At 44.1% G+C, this 19,798-nt stretch carries 12 protein-coding genes; 3 read left to right on the plus strand and 9 right to left on the minus strand.

Annotation, left to right across the window (positions count from 1 at the left end; translation table 11 throughout):
* Positions 1-26: 26 nt before the first annotated feature.
* The 5 genes from Q0R52_RS16850 to Q0R52_RS16870 all read right to left on the minus strand — a co-directional run bounded on the left by Q0R52_RS16850 (position 27) and on the right by Q0R52_RS16870 (position 12,824).
* Entirely contained in the window at positions 27-2,429 is a 2,403-nt protein-coding gene (locus Q0R52_RS16850; RefSeq protein WP_295796326.1) for an ABC transporter permease, read from the minus strand.
* A 274-nt stretch (positions 2,430-2,703) separates the two neighbouring features.
* Positions 2,704-5,145, minus strand: a complete 2,442-nt coding sequence (locus Q0R52_RS16855; RefSeq protein ID WP_295796328.1) for an ABC transporter permease — start codon at positions 5,143-5,145, stop codon at positions 2,704-2,706.
* Between the two features lie 188 nt (positions 5,146-5,333).
* Positions 5,334-7,790, minus strand: a complete 2,457-nt coding sequence (locus tag Q0R52_RS16860) for an FtsX-like permease family protein (protein WP_295796330.1) — start codon at positions 7,788-7,790, stop codon at positions 5,334-5,336.
* Positions 7,791-7,976: 186 nt separating this feature from the next.
* Positions 7,977-10,367 (minus strand): ABC transporter permease, encoded by a 2,391-nt coding sequence (locus tag Q0R52_RS16865; RefSeq protein ID WP_295796332.1) that lies wholly within the window; start codon positions 10,365-10,367, stop codon positions 7,977-7,979.
* Between the two features lie 96 nt (positions 10,368-10,463).
* A complete protein-coding gene (locus Q0R52_RS16870; protein WP_295796334.1) occupies positions 10,464-12,824 on the minus strand; it encodes an ABC transporter permease in 2,361 nt (786 codons plus the stop codon).
* A 314-nt stretch (positions 12,825-13,138) separates the two neighbouring features.
* Here Q0R52_RS16870 and Q0R52_RS16875 point away from each other — a divergent pair, with 314 nt between their 5' ends.
* The 3 genes from Q0R52_RS16875 to Q0R52_RS16885 all read left to right on the plus strand — a co-directional run bounded on the left by Q0R52_RS16875 (position 13,139) and on the right by Q0R52_RS16885 (position 16,052).
* Positions 13,139-13,864, plus strand: a complete 726-nt coding sequence (locus tag Q0R52_RS16875) for a carbonic anhydrase family protein (RefSeq protein WP_295796336.1) — start codon at positions 13,139-13,141, stop codon at positions 13,862-13,864.
* A gap of 269 nt (positions 13,865-14,133) precedes the next feature.
* Positions 14,134-15,603 carry a glycoside hydrolase family 30 protein gene (locus Q0R52_RS16880; RefSeq protein WP_295796337.1) on the plus strand — a complete coding sequence of 490 codons (1,470 nt, stop codon included), beginning with the start codon at positions 14,134-14,136 and terminating at the stop codon, positions 15,601-15,603.
* Positions 15,604-15,671: 68 nt separating this feature from the next.
* Complete coding sequence (locus Q0R52_RS16885; RefSeq protein WP_295796339.1) at positions 15,672-16,052, plus strand: hypothetical protein; 381 nt, start codon at positions 15,672-15,674, stop codon at positions 16,050-16,052.
* 70 nt (positions 16,053-16,122) lie between these two features.
* Here Q0R52_RS16885 and Q0R52_RS16890 read toward each other — a convergent pair whose 3' ends face one another.
* From Q0R52_RS16890 to Q0R52_RS16905, 4 genes are all read right to left on the minus strand, one after another.
* Positions 16,123-16,374, minus strand: a complete 252-nt coding sequence (locus tag Q0R52_RS16890; RefSeq protein ID WP_295796341.1) for a hypothetical protein — start codon at positions 16,372-16,374, stop codon at positions 16,123-16,125.
* 501 nt (positions 16,375-16,875) lie between these two features.
* A complete protein-coding gene (locus Q0R52_RS16895; protein ID WP_295796343.1) occupies positions 16,876-17,832 on the minus strand; it encodes an acetyl-CoA carboxylase carboxyltransferase subunit alpha in 957 nt (318 codons plus the stop codon).
* A 136-nt stretch (positions 17,833-17,968) separates the two neighbouring features.
* A complete protein-coding gene (locus Q0R52_RS16900; RefSeq protein ID WP_295796344.1) occupies positions 17,969-18,469 on the minus strand; it encodes a hypothetical protein in 501 nt (166 codons plus the stop codon).
* Positions 18,470-18,557: 88 nt separating this feature from the next.
* Positions 18,558-19,655 (minus strand): DUF5009 domain-containing protein, encoded by a 1,098-nt coding sequence (locus Q0R52_RS16905; protein WP_295796346.1) that lies wholly within the window; start codon positions 19,653-19,655, stop codon positions 18,558-18,560.
* Between the last annotated feature and the right edge of the window lie 143 nt (positions 19,656-19,798).

Consider the following 19,798-nt stretch of genomic DNA (forward strand, 5'->3'; position numbering starts at 1 on the left):
ACTAATCTCTGGTCTCTAATCTCTAATCACTCAGATTTCAGGCTCTTCACCGGGTTTGCCAGCGCGGCTTTTATACTCTGATAGCTAACTGTTAACAGTGTTATTATCATCGCGCCCGCAGCCGCAATCACAAATACCCAGCCGGCTATTTCTGTACGGTACTGGTAGCTTTGCAGCCAGTTGTGCATAAAATAATACGCAACCGGCGATGCTATCAGCAGCGATATGATTACCAGCATTACAAAATCTTTGGATAACAGTTGCCACAGGCTAAATATGGTTGCGCCCAATACTTTGCGCACACCTATCTCTTTGGTGCGTTGCTCGGACATAAATGTGGCCATGCCGAACAAGCCGAGGCAGCTGATAAATATGGCCAGGCCGGCAAAGCAAGTAGCCAACTTGCCTATGCGCTCTTCGTCGTTAAACTTGGTGGCGTAGTCCTCGTCCATAAACTTTATGGCGTATGAGCCGGACGGGTCGTATTTTTTAAGGAGGCCCTTTATTTTGTCCATCGCTTCATGTGCGCTTGCCTGCGGATTGATTTTCAGGTTGATGTTACCCATCTTGGACCAATGCCTTGGCAAAAAAAACAGCGATGGCCTTGGCGTTTCGAAAACAGATTGGTTAACCATGTCGTTAACCACGCCGATAATCTTCAGGCTGTAATTGCCGTTCCAGTCTATAATTTCACCCAGCGGGTTTTTAAAACCGAGTTGCTTTTCAGTTGCCTGGTTGATAATAACGGCTAAAGTATCCGACGGGAAAGCAGCGTTAAAATCGCGGCCTGCAATAATTTTCCAGTTTACGGTTTGTCCAAAATCGGCGGTAACGGCCATGGTGTTAAATTGTTCTTGTAAGGCAGGGTCTTTTCCCCGCCATTTAAAACCACCATTGGTAATGTATACTCCGGTTATCTGGCTTTCGGATTCTGAAACATTAACCACCGCGCGACTCGCAAGGAGGTCGTTTTTTAAGGATAGGTATTGCTTGTTCAGGGAGGGGGTTTGCAGGTTAACGTTAACCAGGTTGCCGGTGCTGTAACCAACTGGCCGGTCTTTGGCAAATTGTATCTGCTGGAATACTACAATCGTACCGATAATCAGCACTATTGAAACGGTAAATTGAACCACTACCAGCACTTTGCGTGGAATGGCTGCGAGCCGGCCAACTTTGAACGAACCTTTTAATACTTTAACAGGCCTGAACGACGATAAATACAGGGCTGGATAGCTTCCGGCAATCAATCCTGTAAATAAGGTAAATGCAATTCCGAGCAGCCAAAACGTTGCGCTGCCCCACAGGACGCTCATTTTTTTACCGGCCAGGGCATTGAATTCAGGTAATGACAACTGTACTAAAAGCAGTGACAAAATGAAGGCGACTATCGCAATCAGCATAGATTCGCTGTAGAATTGCACGATAAGCTGGCTGCGCACCGAGCCGATGGCTTTGCGGATGCCTACCTCGCGCGCCCGTTTTTCTGACCGTGCGGTGCTTAGGTTCATAAAGTTTATGCAGGCCAGCAGCAGCACAAAAACGCCTATTATGCCAAACAGCCAAACATATTGAATACGCCCGCCTATGTTAAAGCCATCTTTAAAATCGCCGTACAGGTACCATTTGCTCATCGGGTGCAAAAAGAGCAGCGAATGGAAACGGGCGTCGCCGTTATGTGTTTTATTAAGGTCGTCGAGTTTTGCTTTTACAATTTTAGCTGAGACTTGTGCCATGTCGGCATTATCGGCAATCTGCACAAATGTCTGGAACCAACTGGCGCCCCAGGGATTATTGAACTGGCCAGGGAAATTCTGGTTGATAGCCAGCATTTGAAAAGGAGCTATAAACTCCAGATCGCCGAATGATGAGTTTTCGGGCAAATTTTCATATACCCCGGTAACCTTGGCGTTCAGATCATGGTCTATCTTAATTGCCTTATTTATTGGGTCCGCGTTTCCGAAAATTGCCCTAGCGGCCTTTTCGGAAAGTATTATCGAGGTGGGGTCGTTCAAACTGGAGGCGCTGCCTTTCAACATTTTTACCGAAAGCATATCGGTAATGGCCGGTTCCATATAATTACCGCTTTGCGTAACCGTACTGTTATTATAGGTGAGCAGGTGCTTGTTTGTCCACGAGGTTATAATAACGTGTTTAAAATAGTTGCCAAATTTGCTGCGCAGGGTTGGTGCCAGCGGCCAGGCCGACGCGTTCCACATCTCGATATGACCATTGATAGAATTGTATTCATCTACCCTGGCAATCTGGTCGCGGTTTTTGAAGCCAGAATCGAACGACAACTCATCCCATATCCATAAGCCAATCATAATAGCAACAGCCATACCGACTGCAAGCCCGCCGATGTTAATTAATGAAGCTATCCTGTTTTTAACGAGGTTCCTCCACGCGATTTTTAAATAGTTTTTAATCATTGTTTTGTTGTTAAAAGAATTAATGCCGCAGGTAACGCAGCAGCCAAAAAGCCACTGCTTACCATTTTCAGATATGTTTATTAATCTAAAAGGACATTAACCGCTTACGCCAACTGCAAACTGTCAATCGCCTGTTTTATTTAGTTCATGGGTGATGGTTCATAGTTCATAGCCGGAGTTGCATGTCGTATGTGGCTAATGCAATTCGCCCCTACATTAATATCCGCCACTGCTACTTCCCACTGCCACTTTTTTACTAACCTCTAATCTCTAATCACTCGCTTCTCAAACTCCTCACCGGGTTTGTTAATGCCGCTTTAATTGCCTGGAAGCTTATGGTGCACAAGGCAATAGCTACCGATATTATATCCGCAGCAGCAAATACCCATAAGCTGATGTTTATGCGATACGCAAAGCCCTGCAGCCAGTTATGCATCACCAGCCACGATATAGGGGCTGAAATGACAAACGAAATCACTACCAGAGTCATAAAATCTTTTGATAAAATATATACCACGCTTTTGGTTGATGCACCCAGTACTTTGCGGATGCCTACCTCTTTTGTGCGCTGCAAAATGTTATATGCTGATAAACCAAGCAAGCCAAAACAAGCAATCAGTATTGCCAGCGATGCAAACAGCGTAAACACTTTGCCAAATTGCTGGTCGCTTTTGTATTGGGTGTTAAACTGGTCGTCTAAAAAGAAATAGTTAAACGGGTCGTTGGGGAAGTATTTGTCCCAGGTTGTTTTTACGCTTGCTATGGTATTGGTTAAATCGGCAGTTTGTAGTTTGATAGAGTAGGCCTGGCGTGCATCGAGGCGTAATGTTATCAGCTGCGGATCGATTGGTTTTTGCAGGCCGAGGTGATGAAAGCTTTGAATCACCCCAATAACTGTCATGGTATCACCATTTGAAATTTTTCTGCCTATGGCATCGTCCGGGTTTTTAAAGCCCAGTTGCACCATGGCATTCTCATTTATAATAGCTGCCTTTTTATCGGTAGGGAAATCCTTTGAGAAATCCCGGCCGGAAAGTAGCTTGATTTTAAACTGCGAAAGAAAGTCATAGTCGACACCTAAGCGGTATAATGTGCCGGAGCCTAACTCCTTATGGTCGAGGCTTTGGTAACTGTTGGTCCAATAAATTTCTTTACCCATGACGCTGGTGGACACGGTCATGCTTTTAATTCCCTTGTTTTTTAATAAATCAGCCTTAAATGGCTGCAGCGAATTTAAGTACAGTGAATCGCTGATGGATTGTACCCCGTTTAATACCAGCGTTTGGTTAATATCGACCCCAAGCTTTTGGCTGCGCATAAAACTTACCTGCTGGTAAACTATAATGGTGCCGGCAATTAAAATAACGGAGATGCTGAACTGAACCACGATAAGGCTTTTGCGTAACAGCAGGCCGCCTGATGTATTTTTAAAGGCACCTTTCAAAACCGCCACCGGCTGATAACCCGACAAAATAAACGCGGGGTACAAACCCGAAAGCAATGTGCCTGCCAAAAACATCCCTGAAAATATTAGCCAGTATTTGGCCGACATGGAAAAGTCTGGAGCACTTTCGCGCCCCATTAAACTATTAAACCATGGGGTTAAAGTCACTACGGCAATTGCAGCGATAACGATTGCCATAAAGTTCACGAGCATGTTTTCGAACATAAACAACCTGATCAGGGTGCTTTTAGCTGCACCCAGCACTTTGCGTACGCCTACCTCTTTTGCACGCTCAACAGAGCGGGCTGTTGACAGGTTGATATAATTTATCCACGCAATAGCGAGGATGATAAAGCCAATCAAAAACATAAAATTAACAGCGCTGCCACTGCCGTTTACTTCGGCCTCCTGGTTGTAATTTGAGAGCAGGTGAATATCGCGGAAGGGAATAGTGTAAAGCCTGTCTTTTATATTATTTGCCTTTCGATAATCGGTCTTATTTATATACTTATCTGTAAACCCAGAAAGTTTAGCCTGGAATTGTTGGGCGTCGGTACCGGGTTTTAGCAGTATATAGGTGTAAAAATCATACCAGTTGAAAGCAGTATTGGCCAGGTCGGTTTTATCGCCACCACCGGCCAGCTCGCTCACAAGTGTTGCATACGATACCATGTAATCCAATATCAAATGCGAGTTAGAAGGATAATCTTTAAATACGCCCCCGATTTGAAATGTTTCGTTTGCCCTCGTACCGCGGGCCAGCAGTGTTTTACCCAGCACATCGTCGGTTCCAAAATATTTTTTGGCCATGCTTTGCGATACGATGATTTTGTTGGGCCCTTTTAATGCTGAAGCGGCGCTGCCGCTAAGCAGCTGAACATCCAGCATGTTTATTGCCGATGGGTCGGCATAATAACCCTTTGTTTCGGAGAATTTTATATGTTTGGCGTCGTTGCTCAGTAGCAATTCGTCATCAATCAGCCTGCAATAATTTTCTACTTCGGGGTAATCGCGTTTCAGGGCCGGGCCGATGCCGGGATATGATGTGGCTGACTGCCACATCAGTTTGCCCTGTTTGCTCTGATCGAGACGCAAACGCACAATTTGAGGCGATTTTGCCTGGAAGGTATCATAGCTTCGTTCGTATGATACATACTGAAAGATAAGCAGGCAGCAGGCTATTCCTATAGCCAACCCCAAAATGTTTAACGCGGTGTAGCCCTTCCTTTTTAGAAGGTTACGCATGCCGATGGTGAAGTAGTTTAGTATCATAGTTTTAGTTTATTAGTTCAATAGTTCATTAGTTCATTGGTGAGGCAGTTCATAGTTAATCCCGCACGTGCGGGATAGTTCATGGCCGGAGTTGTATAGCGCATAGGGCGAATGCAATTCACCCCTACATTAATAACGGCTACTTCCCTCTGCCACTATTTCCCTAACCTATAATCTCCAGTCTCTAATCACTCACTTCTCAAGCTCTTTACCGGGTTAGCTAATGCTGCCCTGATGGTTTGGAATGCAGAGGTGGCTAATGCCATCACCAAAAGGCCGCCTGCGCAAGTTGCAAATACCCACCAGCTCATGGTGGTACGCTGGGCAAAGTCCTGCATCCATAAATTTATTGCGTACACAGCCGCCGGTATGGCAATAACTGATGCCAATACGATCAGCAGCATAATTTCTTTCGACAATAACAACATAATGCTGGAAACGGACGCACCGAGTACTTTGCGTACGCCAATCTCTTTGGTGCGCTGGGCAGTATTGAAAATAGTGAGGCCCAGCAGTCCCATGCAACTGATCAATATTGAAAGCCCGGTTGCCCATTGCAACAGGGTAACTGTATGTTGTTCCTTGTCGTAAAGGCGGGCGATACCCTCATCTACAAATTGCAAGTCGTCTGCATCGTCTGGATAAACGCTGTGCCATTCGCTGCGGATGCGGGCCAATGTGCCGCTCCATTCATCGCTGTTTGCGGCAAGCAGTATGTGGAAAGTGCCGCTCATGCTCGCCTCGGGGCTGGTCATCAGCGCCATTGGTGCGATAACGTCATGAACCGTGCCTTGGTCAAAATCGGCAACTACGCCAACTATCTCCATGCGGCGGTCGCCGTTAAAATTATCGACGAACTTACCTATTGCATCCTGCGGGCGCTGAATGCCGGCGCGGTGCAAAAAGGCTTCATTTACTAAAAATGCATGGTTGGCATCGCCGGGTAGCAAGTTGCGCCCGGCCAGCAAAGGGATATGGTAAAGTTTGATATAATTCTCGTCGCCGAACTTCATCGCAAGGTCATCCATGTGGATGGTGGTTTTGCCGTCTTTGTATTCGGCCTCTGTGCTGCTGGTATTGTCTGATGCCGGCGCGTCGTGACCCATACTTACCATGGTTATGCCTGGGGTTACCCGTAATTGTGCAAGCAATGCTGCGTTTTGGCGGGCCGAATTGTTTTTAAAAGGCGCATTCAACGTAACAACGTTGTCTTTTTTAAATCCGAGGTCTTTATGAAGGGCAAAGTAAATTTGCTTGCCCACCATCGCGGTGGCAATAACGAAGAATTGCGCTATCACAAATTGTGAAACTGTAAGCGATTTACGCAGGAGCGTTTTACGTGTTTGTCCCTGTGCCTGTGTTTGATTTTTTAAGACCGATACGGGTTTATAACCCGACAATACCAGCGCCGGGTACGTGCCCGCAGCCAGCCCTACGCCGATGATAAGCAATAAGCCGAACCACCAGATAAACTGCTGATGCACAAGGTCAAGGTGGATGCCTTCGGGGATGAACCCGGCAAATAGTTTAAGTAAATAAGGCGTCATCATTAACGAGATGCCAAAAGCAACAATGGTTATAAGCAATATCTCGCCCAAAAACTGGTAAACTAACTGTGCGCGGCTGCTGCCGAGCGTTTTACGGATACCTATCTCTTTTGCCCGCTGGCCACCCTGCGCGGTGCTCAGGTTAATAAAGTTGATGCAGGCCAAAAGCAGCAGGAAAACGGCTATTGCTACCAGGCTATAGATAACACTTTTGCTCGCCCTGTTATTATAATCGGCAATGCCGCCGTATTTTGTATTGAAGTGGATGTCGTCAAGCGGCTGCAGCGCGAAAGCCTGGGTTTTGTGTTTGTTGGTATTATCCAGGTTACGTTTCAGCAGTGCATTTAGCTGTTTGGTTACGGCTGTTGCACTGGCGCCCGGCGCGAGCTGTAAAAAAAGTTGCGACTTAACCTGCGCGCGGCCCCAGTTGTCGAGTCGGAGCGACTGGCGTAGCACGTGGTCGGTCAATAAGGTGTTATATGATATAAAATCATGAAAGGTGAAGCCGGTGTTTTCTGTCAGCGGCGCCACTATACCAGTTACGGTGGTTTTAACCGAGTCGTAAACCACTACTTTGCCGATTATCTGCCGTAAAGGTTCGCCAGGGAAATATTGCTGCGCCCTGTCGGCGGTAAGCACGGTGTGGTATGGTTCGTTCAATGACGCGGGGTTGCCGGCCAGCCACTGGTAGTTAATGAGTTTAAAATAATCGGGCGTAGTAAAAGTAATATCCCTTTGCTGCCTGAATTTTTGTTTTTGGGCCGGATTACTTTCCCCCAATTCAACATCGGGAAATAAGGGCTGATCGAGCGGTACCACCAATTCGAGGCCGGTAACGGATGTTTTTGCAGCCATTGGCAAGGGCGAACATACACCCGGATTATATGCCGGCGTGCCGCTAAAGGTGAAATTGGTAACCACGCGATAAATGCGGTCGCTGTTTGTTTCAAATTTATCAAACGTGAGATCGAAATACGCCACGAGATAAATTACCAGTGCCGAGCAAATACCAATTGCCAGCCCGATGGTATTGATCAGCGTAAACCATTTGTTCTTCCGGAAAGTGCGAAACGCTGTTTTTATATAGTTTTTTATCATGTTAGTTCATTGGTTCAATAGTTCATTTGTTCATTGGTGGAAAAGTTCATGGTTAATCCCGCATGTGCGGGATGGTTCATAGCCGGAATTGTATAGCGCACAGGGCGAATTGCATTCGCCCTATGCGTTAATACCTGCTACTTCCCACTGCCACTATTTTCCTTACCTCTAATCTCCAGTCTCTAATCACTCACTTTTCAAGCTCTTCACAGGGTTGGTCAGCGCGGCTTTTACCGAGCGGATGCTGATGGTTATAAATGCTATCAGCATTGCTATTATGCCGGCGGCTAAAAATATCCACCAGTGTATATCAACCCTGTATGCAAAGCTTTGCAGCCATTTGCTGATGGCAAACCAGGCAATTGGCGTTGCGATAACCGCAGCGACCAGTACCAGCAGCACCAATTCTTTGGCGAGCATGTTTACGATGTGGCTTACGCGTGCGCCTAATACCTTACGGATGCCGATTTCTTTAACACGCTGTTGCGCGGTAAATGTTACCAGGCCAAACAGTCCCAAACAAGCTATGGCAATTGCAATCACCGTGAAAATCAGCAGCAGGTTGCCCTGTTTTTGTTCCGATTGGTACTGGGCGGCAAAGTTTTGGTCGAGGAAGTGATAATCGATTTTATTCTCCGGGTCAAATTGTGCATAAACCTGCTGCAGGTAATTAATTGCTGCAGGGATATTGTTTTTGCTTAAGCGTACATACAGGTTATCCTTGTCGTTCGGGACGTAAGGAAGGTTCAAAACCATCGGGCTTATTTTGTGCTGAAGCGAATAAGTGTTAAAATCGTTGGTAACACCAACAATGGTTGAGTAAAGTACCACGCCATGGTCTACGCCTGTAGGCACGCGTTTTCCCAACGGGTTTTTCCAGCCATACTCTTTTACCAGTGTTTCATTTACAAGGATGGCATGGTTAGCCGTGTCTGAAACACCTTTGATGAAATTACGGCCCTGCACCATTTTTATCTGCATCGCCGGGATAAAATCTTCATCAATAATTAACGACTCAACCAGTTTAGTGTCCGGTGAGTTGCGCCCGTCGGTACCGATGTTAAAACCCATTGATCCGATATCATTATTGCCGATTGGGTTACCTGCAGCGGCAACGCTTTGTATCAACGGGTTTTGCAGCAATTGCGCTTTAATTTGCTCTGTTTTTGCGCGGGCGCCTTTGTTGCTAATGTGGAAGGTTAATACTTGCGATTTGTTGAAGCCTAAATCCTTCTCCAACACATAATGCAGCTGCTGGTATATTACGCATGAGCCCACTATCATTACAACAGTTATCACAAACTGGAAAACTACCAGCCCTTTCCTGAATATTATGGTTGACGATTGGTTACCCAACTGCCCTTTCATCGCGGGAATAGTTTTAAATCCCGACAGGAACAATGCCGGGTAGATACCACTGATAATACCGGCTATAAAGGCGAAGGCGGCGAATATCAAGAGCGATTTGCCCGTCCCAAAATACCAGATGTCTAAGCTCTTTCCCGATAAATGATTGAAGTAGGGGATAGCGGTTTGTATTACAAGCATGCCGGCAACAGTAGCCAGCGTAGCCAGCAATATCGATTCGGCAAAGAACATCATTATTAAATTGGCTTTGCCTGAGCCGATGACTTTGCGGATGCCTATTTCTTTTATTCGTACTGATGAACGCGCGGTGGTCAGGTTAACATAATTTATAATGGCAATGGCCAATATTAGCAGACCAACTACACTGAATACGTACATGTAGGCAATATTACCGCTGTTACCCATTTCATAGTCGAGCTTCGAGTGCAGGTGAATTGAGGTGAGAGGCTGCAGCTCCATATTGTATTTAACACCCGCGAAATAGGGTTTTAAATACTTGTTGAAAAATGCGCCTGATTTAGCCTCTATCTTTTTATAATCATCGTGATTTTTAAGTAAAACAAAAGTGAACAGGTTTGCAGCGGGCCAGTTGCCGGTAAGGTTTGCGTTAAACGACCGCAGTGCGCTGAACTTAAAGGTAGAGTTTGCAGGCACGTCGTTAATTACCCCGGTAACCGTTTGCGCATCGTTTTTATCAAAATAGATGGTTTTATCAACGGCATAGGTGGCATCGCCAAATATTTTTTCGGCAAGCGTTTTTGTTAAAACAATCGAGTTTGGTTTTGATAAAGCAGTTTCCGGGTCGCCTGATAAAAAGTGGTAAGTAAACACATTAAATATGGCTGCATCTGCATATGAAATGTCGCCTGCGTCAATCCGCTTATCGCCATAAGTTATTTTGCCACCACCTTCCTGGTCAATGCGGATGGCTTCTTCTACTTCCGGGTAATCGGCCTTTAACGCCGGTGCATACGGTACCGAGGTAATGGCCAGGTTAAAGCCGCCGTTATCCCATTTGCCATGCTGTGCCACGCGGAAAATACGGTCCGATTTTTCGTTATAGCGGTCGTAGCTCCATTCGTCGGTTACGTATAAGGCAATAATCCAGAATGCAGCTACGCCTATTGCCAGGCCGCAAATATTTACCAATGAAAAAAAACGATGCTTGTGCAGGTTTCTCCAGGCAATTTTAAAATAGTTTTTTATCATGGTATTAGTTCAATTGTTCATTAGTTCATTGGTGGAAGTTCATAGTTTAAGGTTCATAGCCGAAGGTTTTCCTAATGTCTAACCTCCAGTCTCTAATCACTCTGACTTCAAACTCTTTACCGGGTTTGCCAGCGCAGCTTTAATGCTTTGATAGCTAACCGTTAATAATGTAATTGTCATTGCGCCAACACCTGCAACCGCAAATATCCACCAGGTAATTTGGGTGCGAAATTGGTAGCCCAACAGCCACTTATGCATAAAGTAATATGAAAAAGGCGTGGCAATAAGCAATGCAATAACTACCAACGCTACAAAATCTTTTGATAATAATTGCCATAAGTTAAACACCGTAGCACCGAGCACCTTACGCACGCCAATTTCCTTTATGCGCTGCTCGGCCATAAACGATGCCATGCCAAATAACCCCAGGCACGAAATGAAAATGGCAAGCCCCGCAAAAACGGTAGCAATATCGCCTATGCGCTGCTCGTCTGAAAACTTCCGTGCATATTCGTCATCAACAAATTTAAAATCGAACGGGCTGCCGGGATTATATTTTTGAAATACAGGAGCAATTTTACTTAGCGCATCATGGACAGCTGCTTTTGGATTTATGCGGACAGTAATCAAATTAACCCATCCCGGTTCCATGTGAAAAATGGTTGCTATTGTTTGTTTATAAGGCGACTCCATTATCATATCTTTTACCACGCCGGTAATAACGTGGTCTTTGCCGTCCCACCTCATTATTTTACCTACAGGGTTTTTAATGCCGCTAAGCTTTACGGCCGATTCGTTTAAAATAAAGGCCCCGGTATCCGAAGGGAAATTTCTTGAAAAATCGCGCCCTTCGATTATTTTCCAGCCAATGGTATTGCCAAAATCCTGGGTAACGGCAATAGTGCCGAAGGTAGGGTCGAAACCCGGCGTTTTTCCCAGCCATTCAAAGCCCCCGTTGTTTGACCATATTTGTGTAGTCGAGCTGTTTGATTCTGCCATATCCGCTACGGCGCCAGTTTTAATCAAATCGTTTCTCAAAGCATCGTAGTGGCCATGAATCTCGGGCGTATTCATGTTAACTGTAATAAGGCCGCTTCGGTTATAACCAACCGGGATATTTTTGGCAAATTGTATTTGCCTGTAAACTACAATAGTGCCTATTATTAACACTATCGACACTGTAAATTGAACAACTACCAGCGCCTTGCGTGGCAACGCGGCTAAACGGCCGGCTTTGAAAGTGCCTTTTAACACTTTAATGGGTTTAAAACCCGACAAGTAAAAGGCAGGATAACTTCCTGATATAATACCGGTTAAGAAAGTAAAAGTGACTGCGGTCAGCCAAAATAAAGGGCTGCCCCAGGGAATACTTACGGTTTTGCCTGCTATTGTATTAAAGTATGGCACGGCCAGTATCATCAATATTATTGTTAGCGCAAAAGCTAAAAACACAACCAGCATCGATTCGCTTAAAAACTGCCTGATAAGCTGCCCCCTTAATGAACCAATGGCTTTGCGGATGCCCACTTCCCTGGCTCTTTTCTCGCTGCGGGCTGTGCTTAAATTCATAAAATTAATACAGGCCAGTAACAATACAAATGCGCCGATTATTCCAAACAGCCAGGTAAACTTTATACGTCCCCCAACCGAAACGCCATTTTGAAATTCGCTGTACAAATGCCACTTCGCCATGGGGAACACCTGCATGGTTTCGTCATTCATTTTAAAGTGAGGCTTGGTAATGTTCCTTATTTTGGCCGATACTTTGGCAAAATCAGCTTGTGCATTCAGTTCTACAAAAAGATGGCAGCCATGGTTAGACCATGCTGTGGTTTGCGTGTTCCACCAGTTTGCCGGATCCTTCCAGGGCATCATAAACATGGTTTGGCTAAAAGTGGTATTATGCGGCAAATCTTCATAAACCCCGGCAACCTTCAGGTTGGTTTTATTGTCAACCTTAAGGGTTTGATTAATAGGGTTGGCGTCGCCATATAATGCCTTCGCTACGGAGGCCGACAGGAGGATTGATGCAGGGTCGTTAAAAGTATTATAATTGCCTTGAACCATCACCAACGACAGTATTGCGGGCAGATCTGGTTCGGCCCACATGCCATTCAGCGATAATTTTTTGGCGCCTATTGCCAGTATATGTGTTCCTTCCCATGTAAGGGCGACGCGTTTAAAATCAGCCGGGTACTTTATGCGTAATTCATTACTTAGCGGTACTACCGTTGAAGGAAAAGTCCCCGTTTCACCATTGCTGGTTTGCGTGGTCATCAGTTGTCCTATGCGGTCATAGTTCTGGTGATACTTATCGTATGACAATTCGTCCCAAATCCATAAACCAATCAGCATGGCTACCATCATACCAACGGCTAGCCCGCCAATATTTATTAGTGACGAGGTTTTATTTTTTATAATGTTCCTCCAGGCAATTTTAAAATAGTTTTTTATCATGGCAGCTAGTTCATTAGTTCAATGGTTCATTAGTTCATTGGTGGGGCGACGAAACCACACACGTAACTTTTCATGGATTTCTTAATTCAAAACTGTGCCGATAATTTAAAATATTGATTATCAATGGTTTAATACTGAATTAATGAGTGTGCGAATGATGCATATCCGTACGGTAAGTGTACGGTTTTGTTACAGTGTCTTAACAATAAAATATATTTCCATTGCCGTATAATTGGCTTATTATTAGTTGCTTATCATAAATATTTTTTTATAATATTGTGTACTAATTATTTAAACCTTTAAACCTAAATTTCATGAAGAAGCTAACCTTTATTTTTATCGCAACCATTTCACTGTCTTTCAGCAGTAAAACATCCTACAGAGCAGGTGACGCGGCTTTACGCAGTTCAGAATCCGTTCCCCACAGCGTAATTACTGCCAAACCGCTCACACCCGACTCCGTTATAAATTTACTAAAAAGTGGTAACCGGCGTTTTTACAACTTTAAACCGCTGCCGATGAACGACAGTGCCCGGATTCGCTTAACGGCAAAGGGGCAGAAGCCTATAGGAGCGGTTCTGTCGTGTCTTGATTCAAGGGTGCCGGTGGAGACTGTTTTTAATATGGGCATAGGCGATTTATTTGTAGCCCGCGTGGCCGGTAATATCGGAAATGAAGACATTTGGGGCAGCCTGGAGTATGCAACTTTCGTGGTAGGCGCCAAAGTAATAGTAGTATTGGGCCATGAGGATTGCGGGGCGATAAAGTCCGCTATCGACAATGTAAAGCTGGGGAATATTACCGCCTTATTAGCTAAAATCAGGCCTGCAGTGGATGCTGTGAAAATACCAACAAACCCGAAGGAACGGACATCAAAAAACAAAAAGTTTGTGCGCGCGGTGATGGTGAAAAATGTGGAGCTTACCATAAAAAAAATGCGCAAAGACAGCCCGATAATCGACAAACTTGTACGAGATGGGAAAGTTAAAATATTGGGGGGCATTTATGACGTTGCTACGGGTAAAATAGCATACTTATAATTACGGGCACAAATATTTTTATGGGTATTGGTATTTATCTGCATTGAAAAATGCACTGAATGTTTGTGCAATTAATTGAACCGGTTGATTATGAATAAATTGATTGGAAGGCGTTTGGTACTATTGCGTATCAAGCGCCTTCCAATTGACTATTAATCAATTATTTATATAGTAGTTTGTTCTTGTATAATTAATTTTGTTTGATAGATTTGGCCATTATAATCCTGCTATAACAATAGCACCCTCGCAATTCCTATTTTTATTCAATCATGAAAAGAAAATTCATTTCACTTTCCATTGCTTCGGCTTGTTTGGTTTTGGCCGCCGCTAACCTCGCCAATGCGCAACGAAAACACCTGGCGTATTCGGCTGCCAATAAATCGGTAAAAGTTTATGTAACCGCCAAAGGTACCGACGACCGTATGAAGCAAACGGAAACGCTTACCTTTAAAAGCAGCCCGCAGCCTGTTGAAACGGAAGTCGCCATTTTTGTGGACCCTTCAAAAACCTTCCAGACCATGCTGGGTATAGGTGGCGCTTTAACTGATGCATCGGCCGAGATATTTTATAAGCTGCCTAAAGACAAACAAAAGGAACTGCTGACAGCCTACTACGATAAGGAAAAAGGCATAGGCTATACCATTGGCCGCACAAGTATAGCGAGCAGTGATTTTTCCAGCGGGACTTACGGTTATATAAAAGATAATGATGTGTCGCTTAAATCATTTGATGTTAGTCATGATAAGCAATACCGTATACCATTTATAAAAGAAGTTACCAAAGCAGCAGGGGGTAAGCTTACCCTGTTTGCTACGCCCTGGAGCCCGCCGGGATGGATGAAAAGTAATGGCGATGTGCTGCATGGCGGTAAACTGCTGGCTAAGTACGACCAGCCCTGGGCAAATTTCTACATCAAATTTATCCAGACTTACGAAAAACTGGGCATTCCTATCTGGGGCCTTTCGGTGCAAAACGAGCCGATGGCAACGCAAACCTGGGAATCGTGCCTTTACACTGCTGAGGACGAGCGCGATTTTATCAAGAACTTTTTGGGTCCAGCCTTATACAAAGCGGGCATGCAAAGCAAAAAGCTAATCATTTGGGACCATAACCGCGATTTGCTTTACCAGCGTGCCAGCACTATACTGGAAGACCCGGCAACAGCCAAGTATGTTTGGGGCATTGGCTTTCACTGGTACGAAACCTGGACCGGCGCGGGTATGGACTTTGAAAGCACCCGCCTGGTAAATAAAGCTTTCCCTGATAAGAATTTAATATTTACCGAAGGCTGCGTGGAAAAATTTGATTTTAACAGGTTGAGCGATTGGTCGCTGGGCGAACGTTACGGACTGTCGATGATCAACGACTTCAACGCCGGCACCGTAGGCTGGACGGACTGGAACGTGCTACTTGATGAAAAAGGCGGGCCAAACCACGTGGGTAATTTTTGCTTTGCACCTGTGCATGCCGATACGCGTAACGGTAGTTTAATTTATACCAACTCGTACTATTACCTTGGCCATTTCAGCAAGTTTATTCATCCCGGTGCCAAACGCATAGTAAGCGCAGCAAGCAGGGATAAACTGTTAACCACCGCCTATATTAATCCCGATGGCAAATTGGCAGTTGTGGTAATGAATCGCGGCGATGAGAACATCGATTATTCGTTATGGATAAAAGGCAAGGCTGCTAAAACTACCGCGTTGGCGCATTCAATTGCGACGTTGGTGGTGGAGTAGGTTGATAAGATGTTTTATATTTGTATGCCCGTTCAGCAATCCATGCCCGAACGGGCATTTTTATCACAATGAATAAAATCGTACTACTACTATTGGTCCTTTTGTTACTCGCTTCCTGTTCTGACGAAGACAAAGAAATTCACATAATAAAGAATTTCTATTTGATTCATAATGGGGACGACCCAAGTTCAGGGTTGTATGTTGGTATGAAAACTAATGACAACAACTATGACATCTTAATTGATGGTGAAGATATAAAAGATGTTTATACGGATTCCACCCAGATATTTATAAAAACGGTATTCAATAATAATGACACCAGTTTTTATAAAATTAAATTAAACACTGATACCTTAAAGCGCCCGCTTGTAACCGAGGTATTGCGAAAACGATTTGAAGAAGGGTTGGCTGATTGCAGTTCTTGTAAGAAACTTAAATTCAGTTTATAGGTATATTACTCGTGTCCGACCGTTGATTTACCTGCTCCGTTTGACCCGGTAATGATGTAAGGAGAAGGCATTACAACAGATTAAAACCGTAACGAACCGATTGGGCTTCTTTGTCGGAAAGTTTACGGATTATTTCGAAAGAACGGGCATTGGCAGCAACAATTACAATATTTATACTTCCGTCCGGATATTCAAGATAACTTTGTGTGGATGGTAAATCTTTAGAGTTAATCATAAAAGGTTTGCCAGCAGCAAGTTTATTTTTCCTTAATCGCAATACTGCATCTGTTCCCGTTTTTTCTAAAATTTCAGCGTCGCTCATGAAAGACTTCCTTTAATGTCTAATCCAATTATAACAAAAAAGCAGTCATTAGTTGCTTTTTTGTTTACTAAATACCGCGTCCTGCCAACGATTTAAAAACAAAACCGGCTTTCGTGAGCACGGACGCCCACAACTATCAGCATTCAAGCGAATGACGCTTGAGCGGGCAGACGAGACAGTGTTTACGGAAAGTACTGACACTAATTTGTCAGTACTTTTCGCATTTTTAGCAAAGTAAATAAGGTGAAAAGTGCATTTTTAATGCAGAAACAAGCTTTTTAGCAACATAGGTTAGCTTTTCACTGTTCCACCCTGTTCCTTATGTTCCACTGTGCACAGGAACATAAAACTATACTATAATGCTGATATAGGTTTACACTTCGACATCGGTATAGCGACGGGGTTGCTGCGCTCGTACCTCGCTCGCAATAACAAGATTGGATTACTGCTAAACAAAAAAAGCGGCCACCAGCCGCTTTCACATTAATGTAAAATATCTTGTTAATCTTCTATCACCACACCCATATTGCAAAACTTGTTTATCCTGTCGGTAACCAGCTCATCAATATTGCGATCTTTTAGCACTTTCAAATCTTTTAGCAATTGTTTTTTAAGAATGCCGGCCATGGCAACCGGGTCCTGGTGTGCGCCGCCGATAGGTTCTTTTATTACGCCGTCAATCAGTTTATTTTTCAGCATTTCGGTGCTGGTCAGTTTTAGCATCTCTGCCGCGCGCTCTTTTTGCTCCCAGGTTTTAAACAAGATGGTGGAGCAATTTTCGGGCGAAATAACCGAATACCAGGAGTTATCCAGCATTAGTACCCTGTCACCAATACCAATGCCCAACGCACCACCTGAAGCGCCCTCGCCAATCACTACGCAAATAATCGGCACTTTTAATATCGACATTTCGAGCAGGTTTCGGGCAATGGCTTCGCCCTGTCCTCGTTCTTCGGCTTCAAGGCCTGGAAACGCTCCCGGAGTATCAATCAGGGTAATAACGGGTTTGTTAAATTTCTCGGCAAGCTTCATTAGTCTTAATGCTTTGCGGTAGCCCTCTGGGTTAGCCATACCGAAGTTGCGCATCTGGCGCTCCTTGGTGTTTCTTCCCTTCTGGTGACCGATAAACATAGCTGTTTGCCCGCCTATGGTACCGAAACCGCCAACTATTGCTTTGTCATCACCTACAGTACGGTCGCCGTGCAGTTCGATAAAATCGTCGCACATCAGCTCTAAATATTGCAGGGTGTAGGGTCTTTCGGGGTGGCGGGATATCTGTACTTTTTGCCAGCCGATTAAGTTGGAGTATATGTCTTTTTTGGCGGCATCCAATTTGCCTTCAAGCTCCAATATCGTTGCCGACATGTCCAGCTTGTTTTTATCTTCAACCTGCTTTACCTTTTCAATTTGCTGTTGCAGCTCGGCAAGTGGTTTTTCAAAGTCAAAAGTAATCTTCATTCAACAATTTATTAATAGTGAGATGAACTTCCTGTATAAATCAATTCAAACCCGTTTGGTGTTAATAAACATCAAAATGTTTTTACACTTAATTAGGGGACGCTAAATTAAATAAATCAAATGGTATTTCAGTGAATTACCTTTTTTCTATCAACTCAATTTTGCGAACCTGCTGTTGTGTGAGTATGCTTTTGGTAACAAGGCAGGATTGTAAAATGGTGTTCCGCAACTCACCCTGGTATAAGCCATAGCGGTTTGCGTAGTATATCAGCGAACCGTTATCCACCCGGTTGTATTTAAAAATACTATCAAGTGTTCGCTCATTGCGGATAACTATCAGGCCCATTTCCAGTATTTTGCGGCGCAGTTCTTTTACAATTGGCTTAAGTTTGGTTTCCTGCTCTGCGGTTAAATTAATCTCCTTTTTATATTTCAATGCTTTAACCGGTGATGGATAGTGATTCAAATCGGCCGCTAACGACATGTGGTATAAATCGGTGCCGTTTAATAAAGCGGTGTATTCTTCATCAGTAATAGTTTTGAGTTGAGATTTTTTGATGATGGCAGTGTCGGGAGATTGGGCTCTTGCTGAAATTGTGACTGCCACGACAATAAGGACAAGTAGTAGTTTCGGCATAATTTATTGATTTAGTTAGATCCGGATAGTGGTTACCCCAGAACACCTAATCCAACCAAATAAACTCAACGAAGCCAAATTTGTTCGGCTACAATTTAAAAAACACCTTTTTTCGATACAAAAAATAACAAATAAGCCATTCGAGTCCGAAAATGCAAATTGCACCAACGATAACTTTTAACAGCTCGCCTGCATTAAACCGACTTAATACACCATTACTAATCGCACTGACATATCCATTAAACCATCGGCTACCAACAATTTCGAAAAACAAGTAGATGAAGATAGAATTCATCCCGACGATGGTGAAAAACGTTAAATATTTTTTATGCCCGGCTACATCAACCCACCAATAACTAAGGGCCAAAAACCAGAGGCACCAGCCTAAGGAAGCAATGGTGAATGATGTGGTGGCGATGCGTTTAATTATAGGTGTGATGTTTAATAAGTCCAGGCCAAAACCAATAAGCAGGCAAATTGCGCCCCAGAGCATTATCCGGCCCAATTTGTTTTTGTTATCGCTTAGCAAGAGTTTGCCGATAAGCGCGCCGGCGATGGTGTGTACCGCAGTAGGGATGCAGTTTATGGCGACCCAGCCGCCCTTGTTTATTTTGTTCATCAGCAGCAAATCAATATAGTTGCCAAAGTTGTGCTGATCGGTAAATGGCTGATCGAAACTCTGTACATGGGTAAAGCGGTACAATACTTCGGTAAGCAACAGCAGCCCAATGCATATGCCAATTTGCGCTAATGAACTCCAGCGAAAAATGAGAAATGCTACCAAAGTAGTAAACGACAATTGAGTTAACACGTCCCATAGCTCGAATGATAAGCCTTTAGGCCGCACGGCATAATCCAAAACGCCCCAAAAAAACAGCCAGCCGCAACGCTTTAATGTTTTTATAAACGATTGGTTCCAGCTAACGCCATTTGCCCACTGCTTGTTTAACGAAAAAGCCATGACCACGCCCGCCATAAACATAAACGAGGGCTGCACCAGGTCCCAGAAATGGAGTCCATGCCAGGGATGATGCGTAAATTGCTCAATAAATCCGTTGTGGGTATGCTCGTATAAATAATCGTACAAACCCGTTGACTCGATAGCTAAAAGTACCATAATGAACCCGCGAAGAAAATCAAGGGAAAGCAGTCGGTTAGATATGGTTGTTGAGGCTTTGGCGGTCATTAATTTCCTGGGTTTATTGGTAAGAATTGTTGGCGATAATTAATAAAGCTAAGCAATAATTGGAAACTAAAAAGGGTAAATAAATGATTCAATAGCGCCATGTTTAGCATTTGATACAAATATGTATGAAAGTCTTTATCCAC

Source organism: Mucilaginibacter sp., from assembly GCF_025359345.1.
Classification (GTDB): Bacteria; Bacteroidota; Bacteroidia; order Sphingobacteriales; family Sphingobacteriaceae; genus Mucilaginibacter.